Source organism: Streptomyces sp. KPB2 (assembly GCF_003950055.1).
GTDB lineage: Bacteria > Actinomycetota > Actinomycetes > Streptomycetales > Streptomycetaceae > Streptomyces > Streptomyces salinarius.
The window spans coordinates 5,138,280-5,152,640 of the sequence record NZ_CP034353.1 but is presented as its reverse complement, the minus strand read 5'-3'; the positions used below and the strand labels follow the sequence as shown (position 1 = coordinate 5,152,640).

Genomic DNA, 14,361 nt, shown 5'->3' with positions numbered 1-14,361 from the left:
TCAGTCCGTCCTGCGGCTCCGGCTGCGGACGCTGCGCAGTGCCACGGCGACGGCGGCGATGCCCGCGAGCACCAGGCCGGTCACGGTGTGCGCCGTGCCGGGGGGATCGACGCGCGCCCCGTCCCCGGTCCCCGACGCGGCCAGCTCCGCGGTGCCGCCGCCGCCCGCGTCGACGGGGGCGACGGGCGAGGCGGGTGCGGTCGGGCGCCGCGTGTCGTGGACGGTGATGGTGCCCTTGCGTGCCTGCTCGCCGCACTTGACCTGCACGGCGTACGCACCGGCCCGCACGCTGGTGCGAACCTGGCTGGAGCCGACGAGGACGCCGTCCCCCGCGGCCAGGCTGAGCCGTACGTCCGACTCGAAGGCCGCGGACACGGCGACGGCCGTCTTCTCGGTGCAGTCGGGCACGCGGAGCGTGACGTCGGTGCCGGGGGCGGGCGAGGACGGCGACACGGAGATGCCGCCGCCGTCCGCCGCGTAGGTGTAGGCCGCCGGTGCGCACAACGCGGTGGCCAGCGCGGCACCCGCACAGAGGGTGACTTTCAGTGAGCCCATCGTGTACCTCCAGTTACCTGGAGGCTCCCCCGCGTGCCCCGTCACCGCATCCTGCGCGGGGCCGGGGCTACTCCGATTGGGTCATGCGGAGGAAGTCCGCGTTTCAGACCCGTTCGACGAGGTCCGCGATGGAGTCGACCACCTGGGACGGGCGGTACGGGAAGTTCTCGACCTGCTCGGGCCGGGTGAGGCCGGTGAGGACCAGGAAGGTCTGCATCCCGGCCTCCATGCCCGCCAGCACGTCGGTGTCCATGCGGTCGCCGATCATCGCGCTGGTCTCGGAGTGGGCGCCGATCGCGTTGAGCCCGGTGCGCATCATCAGCGGGTTCGGCTTGCCGGCGAAGTACGGCTGCTTGCCGGTCGCCTTGGTGATCAGGGCGGCCACCGCGCCGGTCGCCGGGAGCGGGCCCTCGGTGGAGGGGCCGGTCTCGTCGGGGTTGGTGCAGATGAAGCGGGCGCCTGCGTTGATCAGCCGTACCGCCTTCGTCATGGCCTCGAAGGAGTAGGTGCGGGTCTCGCCGAGGACCACGTAGTCGGGGTCGTGGTCGGTGAGGATGTAGCCGATGTCGTGCAGAGCCGTGGTCAGACCGGCCTCGCCGATGACGTAGGCCGAGCCGCCGGGCCGCTGGTCCTCCAGGAACTGGGCGGTGGCCAGCGCCGAGGTCCAGATGGACTCGATCGGCACTTCCAGCCCCATGCGGCGCAGCCGGGCGTGCAGGTCGCGCGGGGTGTAGATCGAGTTGTTGGTCAGGACCAGGAAGGGCTTGCCGGATTCGCGGAGCCTCTTGATGAAGGCGTCGGCGCCGGGGATCGGCACGCCCTCGTGGATGAGGACCCCGTCCATGTCGGTGAGCCACGACTCGATGGGCTTGCGGTCTGCCATGTGCTCGGTCTCCTGCCTGGGCGGTCCTGCGTGCGCCCCAGCCTAGACAGTGCGGGATCTTGTGGGAACGGCCGTCTCAGGTCCCGGTCTCGTCAGGTCCGGACCTTCTCGGATTCCGGCCTCCTTCGGATCAGCCGCCGTTGCCGTGGCCGAAGAGGGGGGCGAGCAGCAGTTGGGCCGCGCCCTCCGCGACGCCGCGCGGACCGCCCGACGCGAGCCGCACCGGTACGGCGCCGTCGTGACCGCCCTCGCGCCGGGCGCGGGCGTCGAGGACCGCGCCGACGCCCCGGACGAAGGCCTCGGGCGCGGCGGCGACGGTGCGGCCGCCCAGCAGCACCTGGTCGATGTCCAGCAGCCCGGCGAGGTTCGCGGCGCCCGTGCCGAGCACCCTCGCCGCCTCCGCGAGGTCCCCGCGGGCGACGGCGGCGAGGCACAGGGCCTCTATGCAGCCCCGGGCGCCGCAGGTGCAGGGCGGCCCGTCGAGCTGGACGACCTGGTGCCCGAACTCCCCGGCGCCGGTCCGGGCACCCCGGTGCACGCCGCCGCCGAAGACGAGCCCGGCGCCGAGTCCCGTACCGAGGTGCAGATAGGCGAAGGAGCCGCCGCCCCACCCCCCGTCGGCTCCCCCGCCCGCGATCGCGAGGCCGAGCGCCGCCGCGTTGGTGTCCTTGTCGACGACGACCGGGACGCCCAGCCGCCGCTCCAGCGCGTCCCGCAGCGGGTAGCCGTCCCACTCCGGGAAGCCGGTGACCCGGTGCAGCACACCCCGGACGTGATCGAGCGGCCCGGGAAGCGCGACGCCGAGACCGAGGAGGGTGGGCGCGGCGTCGAGAGCGGCGCCGCCCAGCGGTGCGCCCTCCCCGGCGGAAGACACCCGCCTCTCCGAGGCCCGCTCCCGCTTCCCCGGCTCCCGCCCCTCCGAGGCCCGCTCCCCCGGCTCCCGCTTCCCCGAGGCCTGTTCGCCCGGACCCTGTTTCACCGGACCCCGTCCCCCCAAGGGCCGTCCCCCCAAAGCCCGCTCCCCCCGGGCCGACGCGCCCGACCGCTCCGACGCCTCCGTCGCCGGCGTCCGCAGGCCCTCCGCGCCGGGCGAGCCGGGTCCCCTCGCGGCAGGCGGCCCCAGTACCTCCGCCACGAGTTCCTCCGCCGCGCGCACCACCCCCGCAAGCACGGCCTCGGCCCCCGCACCCAGGTCCAGCGGGGCGCACCGCTCCCCCACCACCGTGCCGTCGAGGTCGACCAGCACCGCGCGCAGCTCGTCGCGGTCCAGGTGGACGCCGACGGCGTGGCCGGCCTCGGGCACCAGGCGCAGTACCGTGCGCGGCTTGCCGCCGGTGGACGCGCGGCGTCCGGCCTCGGCGGCCAGGCCCTCGCCCCGGAGCCGCGCGGTGATCTTGCTGACCGCCTGCGGGGTGAGCCCGGTGTGCTCGGCGAGCTCCAGCCGGCTGATCCCCTCGGCACCGGCGCCGCGCAGCAGGCCGAGCACCAGGGCGGTGTTGTGGCTGCGCAGGGCGAGCAGGTTGGCACCGTCACCCGCACTCGCGTTACTCCTGTTCACACCCCCATTGTCCCCGGCGCTTGCACTTTGGCAACACCGTTGCGAAAGTAGGACGCATGACTGCTACCCCTCCCGGCACTCCCCCCGTGCGCGTCGGCCTCGTCGGCTACGGCCTCGCGGGCTCCGTCTTCCACGCCCCGCTGATCGCCGCCACCGAGGGCCTGGCCCTGGACACGGTCGTCACCTCGAACCCGGAGCGGCAGCAGCAGGCCCGCGCCGAGTTCCCGGACGTGCGCACCGTCGCCACGCCCGACGAGCTGTTCGACCGGGCCGGCGAGCTGGACCTGGTCGTCGTCGCGTCCCCGAACAAGACGCACGTACCGCTCGCGACCCGGGCCCTGGAGGCCGGTCTGCCGGTCGTGGTGGACAAGCCGGTCGCGGGCACCGCCGCCGAGGCGCGCGCGCTGGCGACGCTGGCCGAGGAGCGCGGTCTGCTCCTCTCCGTCTTCCAGAACCGCCGCTGGGACAACGACTTCCTCACCCTGCGCGCCCTGCTCGCCGAGGACGCGCTGGGCGAGGTGTGGCGCTTCGAGTCCCGCTTCGAGCGCTGGCGGCCGAAGCCGAAGGGCGGCTGGCGCGAGTCCGGCGACCCGGCGGAGATCGGCGGTCTCCTGTACGACCTCGGCAGCCACGTCGTCGACCAGGCCCTGGTCCTGTTCGGCCCGGTCACGCAGGTGTACGCCGAGTCCGTGGTCCGGCGGGCGGGCGCGGAGGCGGACGACGACACCTTCCTCGCGCTCACCCACGCGAACGGCGTCCGCTCCCACCTCTACGTCTCCTCCACCGCCGCCCAGCTCGGCCCCCGCTTCCGGGTGCTCGGCTCGAAGGCGGGCTACGTCAAGCACGGCCTCGACCCGCAGGAGGCGGCGCTGCGCGAGGGCAAGCGGCCGGGTCCCGGCTGGGGCGAGGAGGCCGAGTCGCTCTGGGGCCGCGTCGGCGCCGGGGAGTCACCGCTGACCGGCGGTGGACAGGTGACGGCGACCGTCGCGGGCGACTACCCCGCGTACTACGCGGCGGTGGCGCGGGCCCTGCGCGAGGGCGGCCCGAACCCGGTGGACGCCCGGGAGGCGGCCGCCGCCCTGGACGTACTGGAGGCGGCCCGCCGGTCCGCCCGCGACGGAGTGGTGGTGGCCCTGTGAGCACCGCACCGACGACCCCCACCGTCGCGGAGCTGGAGGAGCAGGAACGCCGCCTGGTCTTCCGCCGGTTCACGAACGACGACGCGTGGGCGCTGGGCTCCCTGCTCGTCGAGCTGGCCCGGGAGCGCGAGGCCCCGGTCGCCATCGACATCCACCGTGCCGGACAGCAGCTCTTCCACGCCGCTCTGCCGGGCTCCGCCCCGGACAACGACGCCTGGATCGCCCGCAAGCGCCGCGTCGTGGAGCGGTACGGAGCGGCCTCGTACCTGGTCGGCTCCCGCTTCCGGGCCAAGGGCACGACCTTCGAGGAGTCCTCGCGGCTCGACCCCGACACGTACGCGGCGCACGGCGGCTCCTTCCCGGTCACGGTGGCCGGCGTCGGTGTCGTCGGCGCGGTGACGGTCTCCGGACTGCCACAGGTGGAGGACCACCGGCTGGTGGTCGAGGCACTGGAGCGTTTCCTGGGCGATTGACATCCTCGCCGCCCTGAAGGACGGCGATTCCCGCCTACCGCGCCGTTGAAGGCTGCGGTGTCGAGTGGGTTCCTGCTTCGCTGCGCGGTGCGGGCACGGGTGCCCGTCTTACCTGCGCTCCACAGGCTGACACGACCAGTCCGGCCGCCTTGGCGACGTTGACCGCCGCGTTGATGTCCCGGTCCAGGACGGCCCCGCAGGCCCCGCAGGTCCACACACGGACGTGCAGGGGCTTGGGGCCGTCCTTGACGCCGCACTGCGAGCACACCTGGGACGTGGGCTCGAAGCGGCCGATCCGGATGAGGGTGCGCCCGTACCGGGCGGCCTTGTACTCCAGCATGCTCACGAACGCCGCCCATCCGGCGTCGTGGACGGACTTGGCCAGGCGCGTACGCGCGAGTCCCTTCACCGCCAGGTCTTCCACGGCGACCGCTTGGTTCTCGCGGATCAGCTGTGTGGAGAGCTGGTGGTGGAGCTCCCGGCGCGCGTCCGCGACACGGGCGTGTGCGCGTGCGACGCGAACCCTGGCCTTGTCCCTGTTCTTGCTGCCCTTCTCCTTGCGCGAGAGGACGCGCTGCGCCTTCTTCAGACGCTTCTCGGCCCGGCGCAGGAATCGCGGGCTGTCGATCTTCGTGCCGTCCGAGAGGACCGCGAAGTGCCCGAGGCCGAGGTCGATACCCAGCTCGGGCGTGGTCTCCGGCAGGATCTCCTCCGGGCCGGTCTCGACGACGAAGCTCGCGAAGTACCGGCCCGCGCTGTCCTTGACCACGGTCACCGTAGACGGCGTCGAGGGCAGCATTCGGGACCACTTCACCTTCAGGCCGCCGATCTTCGGCAGGTGCAGCTTTCCGCCGGTCGTGATCGACCAGCGGGCGTTCGCCGTGAACCGCACCGCCTGCCGGGTGTCCTTCCGCGACCTGTACCGGGGCGCGCCCATGCGCGGGCGCTTGCCCTTCAGCCCGTCGAAGAAGTTCTTGTACGCGGTGTCCAGGTCGCGAAGGGACTGCTGGAGAACAACCGCAGAGACTTCACCGAGCCAGGCCCGTTCCGGGGTGTTCTTCGCCTCGGTGATGAGCTGCTTCGACAGGTTCCCGGTCTTCGGGAACGGCATGCCTTCGCCGCGGGCGGTCTCCCGAGCACGGAGCGCGTCGTTGTAGACCACCCGCGCGCACCCGAACGCCTTGGCCAACGCCATGCGCTGACCGGCGCTCGGGTACAGGCGGAAGCTGTACCGAAGCTGCACGCGGACCACGGTACACAATTGGCTTATGGGTATCGATGAGAACGTTCGTACTGGTCGTCACTGTGTTTTCCGCATGCATGTCCACTTGGTTTTCGTCACGAAGTACCGGCACAAGGTCTTCGCCGACCGGCACCTGACGCGGTGCGAGGAGATCATGCGGGCCGTGTGCGAGGACTTCGAGGCCGAGCTGGTCGAGTTCAACGGCGAGAACAACCACGTTCACCTGCTCGTGAACTTCCCACCGAAGGTCGCCGTTTCCAAGCTGGTCAACAGCCTCAAGGGCGTCACTTCCCGGCGGCTGCGCCAGGAGTTCCCCGACCTCGTCCGCCACTACTGGCGGGATCAACGACTCTGGTCCGGCTCGTACTTCGCCGGCTCCGTCGGCGGCGCACCGCTCAGCATCGTGAAGCAGTACATCGAGCAGCAGAACCGGCCGCTCCGACCTGGGCCGAGGTGAACAGTGCGGATCCATGCACACAGCTGAGGTCAGAGCAACACTCAGATTCGCTTCACCACCGGACTGAACCCCGGTGCACTGCGAATAGTCCGGGTGCCCGACCGGCCCCGGACGGGCGCGGTCCGGGAATCAGCGGTGGGTACCCGTGGTTGGCAGGCAGACACGCAGCATGATCACGGTGCCCACCGGAGGGATCGCAAGCGATGAACGAGGCGACGGCTTCCCGCAAGGACCTGAAGGAATCGGTCGGACGGTACGGCGTCTGGAGCGGGCAACTGCGCGCCGAGGACCCACAGGGCGCGGCCGAACGCGCCGAGGCCGCCGCAGAGTTGGAGCGGCTCGGCTACGGCGCCCTGTGGCTCGGCGGCAACAGTTCCGCCCGGAACGCCGCCCCGCTGATTGGGGCGACGGAGCGGATCGTGGTCGGCACCAGCATCCAGAGCATCTGGGAGCACAAGGCGTCCGAGGCGGCGGCGGGCTTCGCCGAGCTGGAGGTGTCCCACCCGGGCCGCTTCGTACTCGGCCTCGGCGTGAGCCACGCCCCGCTCGCGGAGGGGTACCGCCGCCCGTACTCGACGATGGTCGGCTACCTGGACGAGCTGGACCGGGCCGGGATGCGCTCCGGGCACCGGGTGCTGGCGGCGCTCGGCCCGAAGATGCTGGACCTGTCCCGGGACCGGGCGGCGGGCGCGATCCCGTACCTGGTCACCCCGGAGCACACCGCGCAGGCCCGCGAGCGGCTCGGGGAGGGCCCGCTGCTGGCCCCGGAGTTCAAGGTCGTCCTCGACTCCGACCCGTCCCGCGCCCGTGCGACGGCCCGCGCCTACCTCGCCATGTATCTGAAGCTGCCGAACTACACGAAGAACTTCCTGAACCTCGGCTTCACGGAGGACGACGTCACGGGCGGCGGCAGTGACCGCCTCATCGACGCCGTGTTCGCCTGGGGCGACGAGGCCACGATCCGCGCCCGCATCGACGCCTTCCACGCCGCGGGCGCCGACCACGTGGCCCTCCAGCTGGTGGAGGACGACACGGCCCGCCTCCCGCGGGAGGGCTGGCGCCGGCTCGCCGCGCTCCTGGCGTGACGCGGGCGCGGGCGAACGCGCGAACGCCGGCCGCGGGGTGAGATCCCCGCGGCCGGCGTGGTGTGCGTCCGGGTCGCGCCGCCGCTACTTGGTTCCGTACTCGGAGCCGGAGCCGGAGCCGTAGCCGCCGTCGTGCCCGTCGTCACCCCCGTGATCGCCGTCGTCGCCGTAGCCGCCGTGGCCGTCGTCGCCGCCGTCGTCACCCTCGCGCTCGTTGTCGATCCGCACGGTGACGCCGTCCTCGGCGTTGGCCTCGGTCACCCTGATCGGGCCGGTCACCGGGTCCGCGGGCAGCTCGTACCCCTGGGGCACGGCGGTCTCCCGCAGGTAGTACGACCCGGGGTCGAGGTCCTCGAAGACGCAGCCGCCGGAAGCGTCGGTGGTGCAGTCCCCGGTCAGGGTGTCGGCGTTGTCACCAGTGGTCTGGAGACCGGCCAGTCCGTTGGTCTCCGCCCACAGCTCGAACTCCGCGCCGGCGAGCGGCCGGCCGTTCCCGGCGTCGGTCTTCTCCACCTCGATGGAGCCCTCGTCGTCAGGTCCCGGCGGGCCGGGCTCGTCCTCGGCGGTGTTCTCCGCCTCGATCTGCACGCCCTCCTCGAGGTTGCCCTCGGTCAGCACCAGCGGGCCGAAGACGTTGGGGTCGGGCAGCTCGTAGCCGTCGGGAGCGGCGGTCTCGCGCCAGTAGTACGTACCGGCCTCCACCGTCCGCGCGCACCGGCCCAGGGCGCCGGTCACGCACTCGCCGCCGATTCGGGTGTCGGGGTCGGCACCGTCGGTCTGGAGGCCTTCGACGCCGTTGGTCTCCTCCCACAGCTCGAAGACCGCTCCCGGCAGCACGGCGCCCGACTCGGCGTCGATCTTCCTGATCCGCACCTGTCCCGTGTCGGGGCCGTTGTCGCCACCGGCGGTGTTCTCCGCCTCGACCCGGACGCCGTCCCCGGCGTTGGCCCCGGTCAGCTCCAGCGGGCCGAAGACGTTCGGGTCGGGCAGCTCGTAGCCGTCGGGAGCGGCGGTCTCGCGCCAGTAGTACGTGCCGGTCGGCACCGTCCGGGTGCACTCGCCGTCGGTGTCCGTCGTGCAGACGTCACCGACCTGCGTGTCCGGGTCGGCCCCGTCGGTCTGGAGACCGTCGACGCCGTTGGTCTCCTCCCACAGCTCGAACTCCGCCCCGGCCAGCGCCTCGCCGCTCTCCGCGTCCGTCTTGACGACCTGGACCAGCCCCGTCACCGGACCGGGCTCGTCCTCGGGGGTGTTCTGCGCCTCGATTCGCACCCCGCCCGCGGCGTTGTCCTCGGTCAGCTCCAGCGGGCCGAAGACGTTCGGGTCGGGCAGCTCGTAGCCGTCGGGCACGGCCGTCTCGCGCCAGTAGTACGTACCGGTCGGCACGGTCTGCGCGCACACGCCGTCGGTGTCCGTCGTGCAGACGTCGCCCACCTGCGTGTCCGGGTTGGCCCCAGCCGTCTGGAGACCGTCGACGCCGTTGGTCTCCTCCCACAGCTCGAACTCCGCCCCGGCCAGCGCCTCGCCGCTCTCCGCGTCCGTCTTCTCGACCCGCACCTCACCCGTCACGGGGCCCGGGCCGGGACCGGGAGGGGTGTCACCGCAGTCCGGGAGGTCGCCGTCGAACGGGTAGGCGTGGAACTCGACGCCCGTCTGCTCGCTGGTGTGGGTGATGGAACCGGCGCTGAAGAAGCGCCCGTTGATGCCGGGCAGCGACACCGTGGACATGGAGTTCTGCGGCCCGACCAGCACGCTGCCCTGGAACTGGCCCGTGCCGACGAAGTTCGCCGTGGTGGCGTCGGGGAAGTTCCACAGCAGACGCTCGCGGTAGGCGTTGAGCGGGTCGGTGGCGTCGACGATACCGCCGCTGTAGGTGTTGATGGTGCGCTCGGAGCCGAGCATGTTCACCAGGACGGTCGCGTCGTCGGGGATGTTCCGGAAGACGATCCCCTGCTGCCCGCCGGAGGCACTGGCCAGGTCGAAGTCCACGTTGAACACCTGGATGTCCGACGTGCCGTCGCCCGTGAACACGGTCTGGTAGCCCTGGTTGACGGCCGTTCCCGTGGCGGTGCGGAGCTCGCCGTCCACCCGGGCGTAGCACTGGCTGGCCACGGTGAGCTGGTCGCGCAGACCGAGGTAGGGGTCGGCGGCGTCCGGGTCGTGTTCGAGGTCGCCGGTCACGGTCCCGGTCACCGTGCCGCCGTAGCGGACGACTCCGCCGTCGGCGAGCAGCCGCTGCCCCGGGGCGACGGTGATGTCGTTGCCGGTGGTCAGGAAGTCGGCCCCGTCCGGCGGCGGTACGCGCGAGCCGACGCCCGCGATGCCGATGTCGTAGACCGCGCTGCCGCCCTCGCTCTTGTTCATGTCGAAGTCGTCGAGGACGACGACCCGGCCCTCGGCCTCGGCGGCCCGTCCCCGGACGCGGAAGTCGTCACCGGCGAAGACGTTGATGGCGTTGTCGCGCCCCGCGAACGGGCCGTTGTTGATCTCGGGGAACTCGTCCGGGCACTGCCTCCCGGCACACGGCCCGAGTCCGCCCGGCAACGGTTCGGCCTGCGCCTGCGAGGCTCCGGCCCCGACGACCAGGGCGGGCGCGAGGCCCGCCACGAGGGCGCAGGCCAGCCCGGTCCGGCCCAGGCGGGGTCGGAGGGCGGCCATGCGTTGTCTGATGGAGTGCATGGCCCACAGGCTCTACGTCGGCCGCTCGCGCCCGCCGGAGAACATTCCCCCGCCGGGCGAGGGTCACACGAACGGCCCCGGCACGGACACCCGACCGGCCGGAGCCGGCCAGGGACGGAACCGGAACCGGGGCCCGGTCGGCCCGGCAGGGCTCCCGGTTCCGGCCGCCCTCGCGCTCAGGCCCCCTTCAGCTCCTGCCGCTGCCGCCCCAGCCCCTCGACCTCCAGCTCGACTACGTCCCCCGCCCGCAGGTACGGCTTGGGCTCGGGCTGCCCCATCGCCACGCCCGCCGGCGTCCCGGTGTTGATGACGTCGCCGGGGCGCAGCACCATGAACTGGCTGACGTACCGCACGACCTCCCCCACGGGGAAGATCTGCTCCGCCGTCGTCCCGTCCTGCTTCAGCTCGCCGTTGACCCACAGCCGCAGCGACAGCCGCTGCGGGTCGGGCACCTCGTCGGCGGTCACCAGCCACGGGCCCAGCGGGTTGAACGTCTCGCAGTTCTTGCCCTTGTCCCAGGTCCCGCCGCGCTCGATCTGGAACTCCCGCTCGGACACGTCGTGCGCGACCGCGTACCCCGCGACGCACGCGAGCCCTTCCTCGGCCGACTCCAGATAGCGGGCCGTACGCCCGATCACGACCGCCAGCTCGACTTCCCAGTCGGTCCTGGTGGACCCGCGCGGCACGAGCACCGTGTCGTGCGGCCCGACCACCGTGTCCGGCGCCTTGAAGAAGACGACCGGTTCGGCGGGCGGCTCGGCCCCGGTCTCGCGGGCGTGGTCGTGGTAGTTCAGCCCGATGCACACGATCTTGCCGATGCGTCCCACCGGCGGTCCGACGCGCAGGCCGGTGGCGTCCAGGGCGGGCAGCTCACCGGCCTCGGCGGCGGACCGGATCCGGCCGAGTGCGCTGGCGTCGGCGAGCAGTTCGCCGTCGATGTCCGTGACGACGCCCGACAGGTCTCGCAGGGTCCCGTCGGCGTCGAGCAGTGCGGGACGCTCCGACCCCGCCGTACCGACTCGCAACAGCTTCATGATCCCCAACTCCTCGATCGCGGGCAGCCCGCCCGACGATGCGCGACCTGGGTGCGGCAGCGACGCGACAAGCATCGGAGGACTGGTCGATCCTCCAAGGCGGGGGTGCACTCCGCAATACCCCGTTCACGTACTGGACCGTAGCCACGCCCCCGGCGGGCCGCGTGGACGGTCGCCGCACGGACGGTCGCCGCGTGGACGGTCGCCGCGTGGACAGCCCGGTTCCGCAGGATCCGATCACCGATGAGCAGTCGCCCCGGCACCGGAGGACTCAGTCCTCGGCGACCGCCGGCTCGAGCAGGGACAGCGTCCGGTTGTCCGCGTCCACGTGGGCGCGGACGCCGAGGGGCAGCGGCAGGTTCGGCGAGGTGTGACCGAAGTCGACCTGCGCGAGGACCGGGATGTCACGCCGGCCCAGGACGTCGAGTACCACGTCCCGCAGATCCGCGCGTTGCCCGCCGTCCTCGTGGGGCGTGACCTCGGTCGGGATGCCGACCACCATGCCGGCGATCCGGTCCAGCACCCCGGACAGCCGCAAGGCGTGCAGGTCGTTCCAGATCCGCGAGACCGGCCGCTGCAGCTCCTCCCAGAACAAAACGGCGCCCTCGAACCGTTCGGCGGGCGGCGCGAACGGCGTCGCCTGGAGGAGGACCAGGCGGTTGAGCAAGCCGCCGAACAGTGGCCCCTGCGCGCTGCCCGGCCGCCAGGTCTCCCAGGCCGCCCGCGCCGGAAGCGCGCCCGGCGCCTCGGCCCTGGTGAGCACCCGGGTGTAGAGGTCGACGAGCTCGGCGCGACGGGCCTCGTCGCCCAGCGTGTACCAGTCGCTGCCGAAACCGTGGGTGGCGATGTCGGCGTGGAAACCGACGAGGCCGGTTCGGGCGTGCAACGCCATGTGCAGCAAGGAGATGTCGCTGTAGCCGATGATCGGTTTCGGGTCGGCCCGGATCGCGTCGAGATCGATCAGGTCGAGATAGCCGATCGTCGTCTGTCCCCCGGTATGCGCGACGACGGCCCGCACCTCCGGGTCCCGCAGCAGAGCGTTCAGTTCGTCGGCCTGCTCAGCGGGAGTGCCCGACGCCCACCAGCGATTCCGCGCCGGGTCGACCATCGGGCTGACCCGCACACGGAAACCCATCCGCTCCAGGATCGCCACACCGCGGGCGAGCAGGGGTTCCTCCCCCGGCGCGAGCTGGCCCGAGGGAGCGGTGACGACGACGAGGTCGCCGGGACGCAGCGCCCGGGGCCGAAGGATCGCAGGCACAGGGGTCTCCTCCTTGTTGATCGACAACGGCGGTCAACAAGGCCCCCGCTTCCGGTATTCCGCCTGACCAGGCCGTTCACCCCTGGAACCCCTGGAACCCCTGGAACCCGGCCGCGCCGACCGGCCGCCGACCGGCCGCCGGCGCTCAGCGGTAGAGCACCGCCCGTTCGACGGCGCTCCACGTCGTGCTGGTGACGACGTACAGCGCGGCGGCCAGCGGCACCACGGCCACGGTGACGAGCGTGAAGAAGGACATGAACGGCATAACCTTGGTGATCGCGCCGACACCCGGCACGGGCTCCCCGTCACCGGTGGGCAGCACCGGACGCGCGGCCATCGTCCGCTTCGTGAGCCGGTAGCTGAAGGTGGCGACCCCGGCGACGACCGCGAACAGCGCCACGTACACGAGCCCCGCGCCCCCGACCGCCCCGCCGTCGCCGAGCGCGTCGGCCCAGCGTCCGCCGAGCGGGGCCGCCAGGAGCTGGTGGGAGAGGAGTTCGTTGGTCCGCCCGCCGATCTCCGAGCTGGAGAAGACGTGGTAGAGCAGGAAGAACGCGGGCAGCTGGAACAGACTGGGCAGGCATCCCGACAACGGGGACACCCTTTCCTCGGCGTGCAGTTCGAGGACCGCCCGCTGGAGCTTCTCGGGGTTCTTGGCGTGCTTGCGGCGCAGTTCGGCGATCCGCGGCTGGAGCTCGGTGCGCGCCTTCTGCCCGCGCGCGGCGGCCCGGGAGAGCGGGTGGACCAGCAGCCGTACGAGGGCGGTGAACAGGACGATGGCGGCGGCCGCGGCCGAGGCGCCGAACAGGGGCTGGAGCAGGTCGGCGAGGTGCTCGACCAGGCTGGCGAAAACGGACATGGGTGGGTGAGCCCTCCGGGGGTCTCGTCGTGCCGGTGAGAGTGGGACGGCATGACGACACGACCGGCGCGGGGCCAGGAGTACGGGAGAAGCCTCGCCCTACGCGGTGGTCGCCGGGAGGGCGTGTCCGGGCGCTCGGGGCCGGCGGCGGCCGGGGGCGTCGGGATCGCGTTGGGGCAGGAAGGCCGTACGCAGGTCACGGTCCCTGATGGCGGTGCGCACCCGGGTGGGCGGCACGGCGGGCGCGCAGCGGGCGGCCACGACGGCGCACGCGGCGAGCGCGGACGCGACCGCGGTGGTCGCGGCGAGGGCGACGGTGGCGGAGAGGCCGCCGACGTCGACGAGCGCGACGGGCAGGAGGACCAGCAGCAGGACGAGAAGGGGGCGCAGAGGACGCAGGACGGCCGGGTGGTTCCCGGTTGGCGTCGGCGGCATCGGCGGCTCCTCCTCTCGCGCGCGCGTTTGCCCCAGTTATACAGGACGCCGCTCGGGGCCCTGCTCGGTCTCGATCGGCTGGAGCAGGCGCCGCGTGCCGAGCAGTGCCCGGCTGACCGGGTCCGCCGGGTCGGGGTCGAGCCCTGGCCCCGGCCGCATGTCGATGTCGCGGACGGCGACGAGCTTCCCGCAGGCGGGGCAGGCGCCGTACGGGCTGAGTTCGGTGCCGCAGTCGGCGTGCCAGAAGGTGCGCATCGGCTCGCCGCCGAGCTGCTCGCGCCCCCAGATGCCGAGCGCCCGCAGGGCCGGCCAGAGGGCGATGCCGCGCTCGGTGACGACGTACTCGTCCCGGGGCGGTGACTCCTGGTACCTGCGCTTCTCCAGGATTCCCTCGGCGGTGAGCGCCTGGAGGCGGTTGGCCAGGACGGCGCGCGGGATGCCGAGGTGGACCAGGAAGTCGTTGTACCGCCGGACGCCGTAGAGGGCGTCGCGGATCACCAGCAGCGTCCAGCGTTCGCCGACGACCTCGAGCGCGCGGGCGATCGAGCACTCCTGCGTCGCGTAGTCCTTGCCCAGTGCCATGCCGTCCACTGTAGCCACTTTCCGCAAATAGGTTCAGTCACCGAACCGATGGTGTTAGCTTGGTCCGCCTCGGGTCAGTTCATTGACCGAACCCATACTCCTCGCCCCTTCCCCATCT

General features: G+C 72.5%; 14 protein-coding genes. 4 read left to right on the top strand and 10 right to left on the bottom strand.

All coding sequences use genetic code 11. The annotated features are described in order from the left end of the window. The 3 genes from D1J63_RS23195 to D1J63_RS23185 form a co-directional block, all read right to left on the bottom strand. Positions 1-555 carry a hypothetical protein gene (locus D1J63_RS23195; RefSeq protein ID WP_125631328.1) on the bottom strand — a complete coding sequence of 185 codons (555 nt, stop codon included), beginning with the start codon at positions 553-555 and terminating at the stop codon, positions 1-3. A gap of 103 nt (positions 556-658) precedes the next feature. Further along, positions 659-1,438: an HAD-IIA family hydrolase gene (locus D1J63_RS23190; RefSeq protein WP_061444532.1), complete on the bottom strand. Its 780-nt coding sequence runs from the start codon at positions 1,436-1,438 to the stop codon at positions 659-661. Positions 1,439-1,568: 130 nt separating this feature from the next. After that, a complete protein-coding gene (locus tag D1J63_RS23185) occupies positions 1,569-2,996 on the bottom strand; it encodes an ROK family transcriptional regulator (protein WP_125631326.1) in 1,428 nt (475 codons plus the stop codon). Positions 2,997-3,052: 56 nt separating this feature from the next. Here D1J63_RS23185 and D1J63_RS23180 point away from each other — a divergent pair, with 56 nt between their 5' ends. Together D1J63_RS23180 and D1J63_RS23175 are read left to right on the top strand one after the other, a co-directional pair. After that, positions 3,053-4,135: a Gfo/Idh/MocA family oxidoreductase gene (locus D1J63_RS23180; protein WP_125631324.1), complete on the top strand. Its 1,083-nt coding sequence runs from the start codon at positions 3,053-3,055 to the stop codon at positions 4,133-4,135. Next, the gene (locus D1J63_RS23175) at positions 4,132-4,608 is read left to right on the top strand and encodes a heme-degrading domain-containing protein (protein ID WP_125631322.1); all 477 of its coding nucleotides are present in this window, start codon (positions 4,132-4,134) and stop codon (positions 4,606-4,608) included. Before D1J63_RS23180 ends, D1J63_RS23175 begins: the two co-directional genes overlap by 4 nt. A gap of 34 nt (positions 4,609-4,642) precedes the next feature. Here D1J63_RS23175 and D1J63_RS23170 read toward each other — a convergent pair whose 3' ends face one another. Beyond that, positions 4,643-5,851, bottom strand: coding sequence for an RNA-guided endonuclease TnpB family protein (locus D1J63_RS23170; protein ID WP_125631320.1), 1,209 nt, complete (start codon positions 5,849-5,851; stop codon positions 4,643-4,645). A gap of 25 nt (positions 5,852-5,876) precedes the next feature. On the opposite strand from D1J63_RS23170, the gene tnpA reads away from it, so the two are divergent. Both tnpA and D1J63_RS23160 read left to right on the top strand, forming a co-directional pair. Next, on the top strand, positions 5,877-6,308 hold the full coding sequence (gene tnpA / locus D1J63_RS23165) for an IS200/IS605 family transposase (RefSeq protein WP_125631318.1): 432 nt from the start codon (positions 5,877-5,879) through the stop codon (positions 6,306-6,308). Positions 6,309-6,511: 203 nt separating this feature from the next. Continuing rightward, positions 6,512-7,393: an LLM class F420-dependent oxidoreductase gene (locus tag D1J63_RS23160; RefSeq protein WP_125631315.1), complete on the top strand. Its 882-nt coding sequence runs from the start codon at positions 6,512-6,514 to the stop codon at positions 7,391-7,393. Between the two features lie 84 nt (positions 7,394-7,477). Here the strand turns inward: D1J63_RS23160 and D1J63_RS23155 are convergent, their stop codons facing one another. The 6 genes from D1J63_RS23155 to D1J63_RS23130 form a co-directional block, all read right to left on the bottom strand. Then, the gene (locus D1J63_RS23155) at positions 7,478-10,072 is read right to left on the bottom strand and encodes a choice-of-anchor A family protein (RefSeq protein WP_206436782.1); all 2,595 of its coding nucleotides are present in this window, start codon (positions 10,070-10,072) and stop codon (positions 7,478-7,480) included. 176 nt (positions 10,073-10,248) lie between these two features. Further along, positions 10,249-11,106, bottom strand: a complete 858-nt coding sequence (locus D1J63_RS23150) for a fumarylacetoacetate hydrolase family protein (RefSeq protein ID WP_125631313.1) — start codon at positions 11,104-11,106, stop codon at positions 10,249-10,251. Between the two features lie 271 nt (positions 11,107-11,377). Continuing rightward, positions 11,378-12,367, bottom strand: coding sequence for a S66 peptidase family protein (locus D1J63_RS23145; protein WP_125631311.1), 990 nt, complete (start codon positions 12,365-12,367; stop codon positions 11,378-11,380). A gap of 145 nt (positions 12,368-12,512) precedes the next feature. Further along, positions 12,513-13,226, bottom strand: coding sequence for a YidC/Oxa1 family membrane protein insertase (locus D1J63_RS23140; RefSeq protein ID WP_125631309.1), 714 nt, complete (start codon positions 13,224-13,226; stop codon positions 12,513-12,515). Positions 13,227-13,325: 99 nt separating this feature from the next. Then, entirely contained in the window at positions 13,326-13,661 is a 336-nt protein-coding gene (locus D1J63_RS23135; protein WP_125631307.1) for a DUF6412 domain-containing protein, read from the bottom strand. 36 nt (positions 13,662-13,697) lie between these two features. Next, positions 13,698-14,243: a helix-turn-helix domain-containing protein gene (locus tag D1J63_RS23130; RefSeq protein WP_164712936.1), complete on the bottom strand. Its 546-nt coding sequence runs from the start codon at positions 14,241-14,243 to the stop codon at positions 13,698-13,700. Between the last annotated feature and the right edge of the window lie 118 nt (positions 14,244-14,361).

Excerpts from the sequence above, each read along its gene's own strand:
- D1J63_RS23195 (WP_125631328.1), bottom strand. The coding sequence starts at position 555 with ATGGGCTCACTGAAAGTCACCCTCTGTGCGGGTGCCGCGCTGGCCACC.
- D1J63_RS23190 (WP_061444532.1), bottom strand. The coding sequence starts at position 1,438 with ATGGCAGACCGCAAGCCCATCGAGTCGTGGCTCACCGACATGGACGGG.
- D1J63_RS23180 (WP_125631324.1), top strand. The coding sequence starts at position 3,053 with ATGACTGCTACCCCTCCCGGCACTCCCCCCGTGCGCGTCGGCCTCGTC.
- tnpA (WP_125631318.1), top strand. The coding sequence starts at position 5,877 with ATGGGTATCGATGAGAACGTTCGTACTGGTCGTCACTGTGTTTTCCGC.
- D1J63_RS23160 (WP_125631315.1), top strand. The coding sequence starts at position 6,512 with ATGAACGAGGCGACGGCTTCCCGCAAGGACCTGAAGGAATCGGTCGGA.
- D1J63_RS23155 (WP_206436782.1), bottom strand. The coding sequence starts at position 10,072 with ATGCACTCCATCAGACAACGCATGGCCGCCCTCCGACCCCGCCTGGGC.
- D1J63_RS23150 (WP_125631313.1), bottom strand. The coding sequence starts at position 11,106 with ATGAAGCTGTTGCGAGTCGGTACGGCGGGGTCGGAGCGTCCCGCACTG.
- D1J63_RS23140 (WP_125631309.1), bottom strand. The coding sequence starts at position 13,226 with ATGTCCGTTTTCGCCAGCCTGGTCGAGCACCTCGCCGACCTGCTCCAG.
- D1J63_RS23135 (WP_125631307.1), bottom strand. The coding sequence starts at position 13,661 with ATGCCGCCGACGCCAACCGGGAACCACCCGGCCGTCCTGCGTCCTCTG.
- D1J63_RS23130 (WP_164712936.1), bottom strand. The coding sequence starts at position 14,243 with ATGGCACTGGGCAAGGACTACGCGACGCAGGAGTGCTCGATCGCCCGC.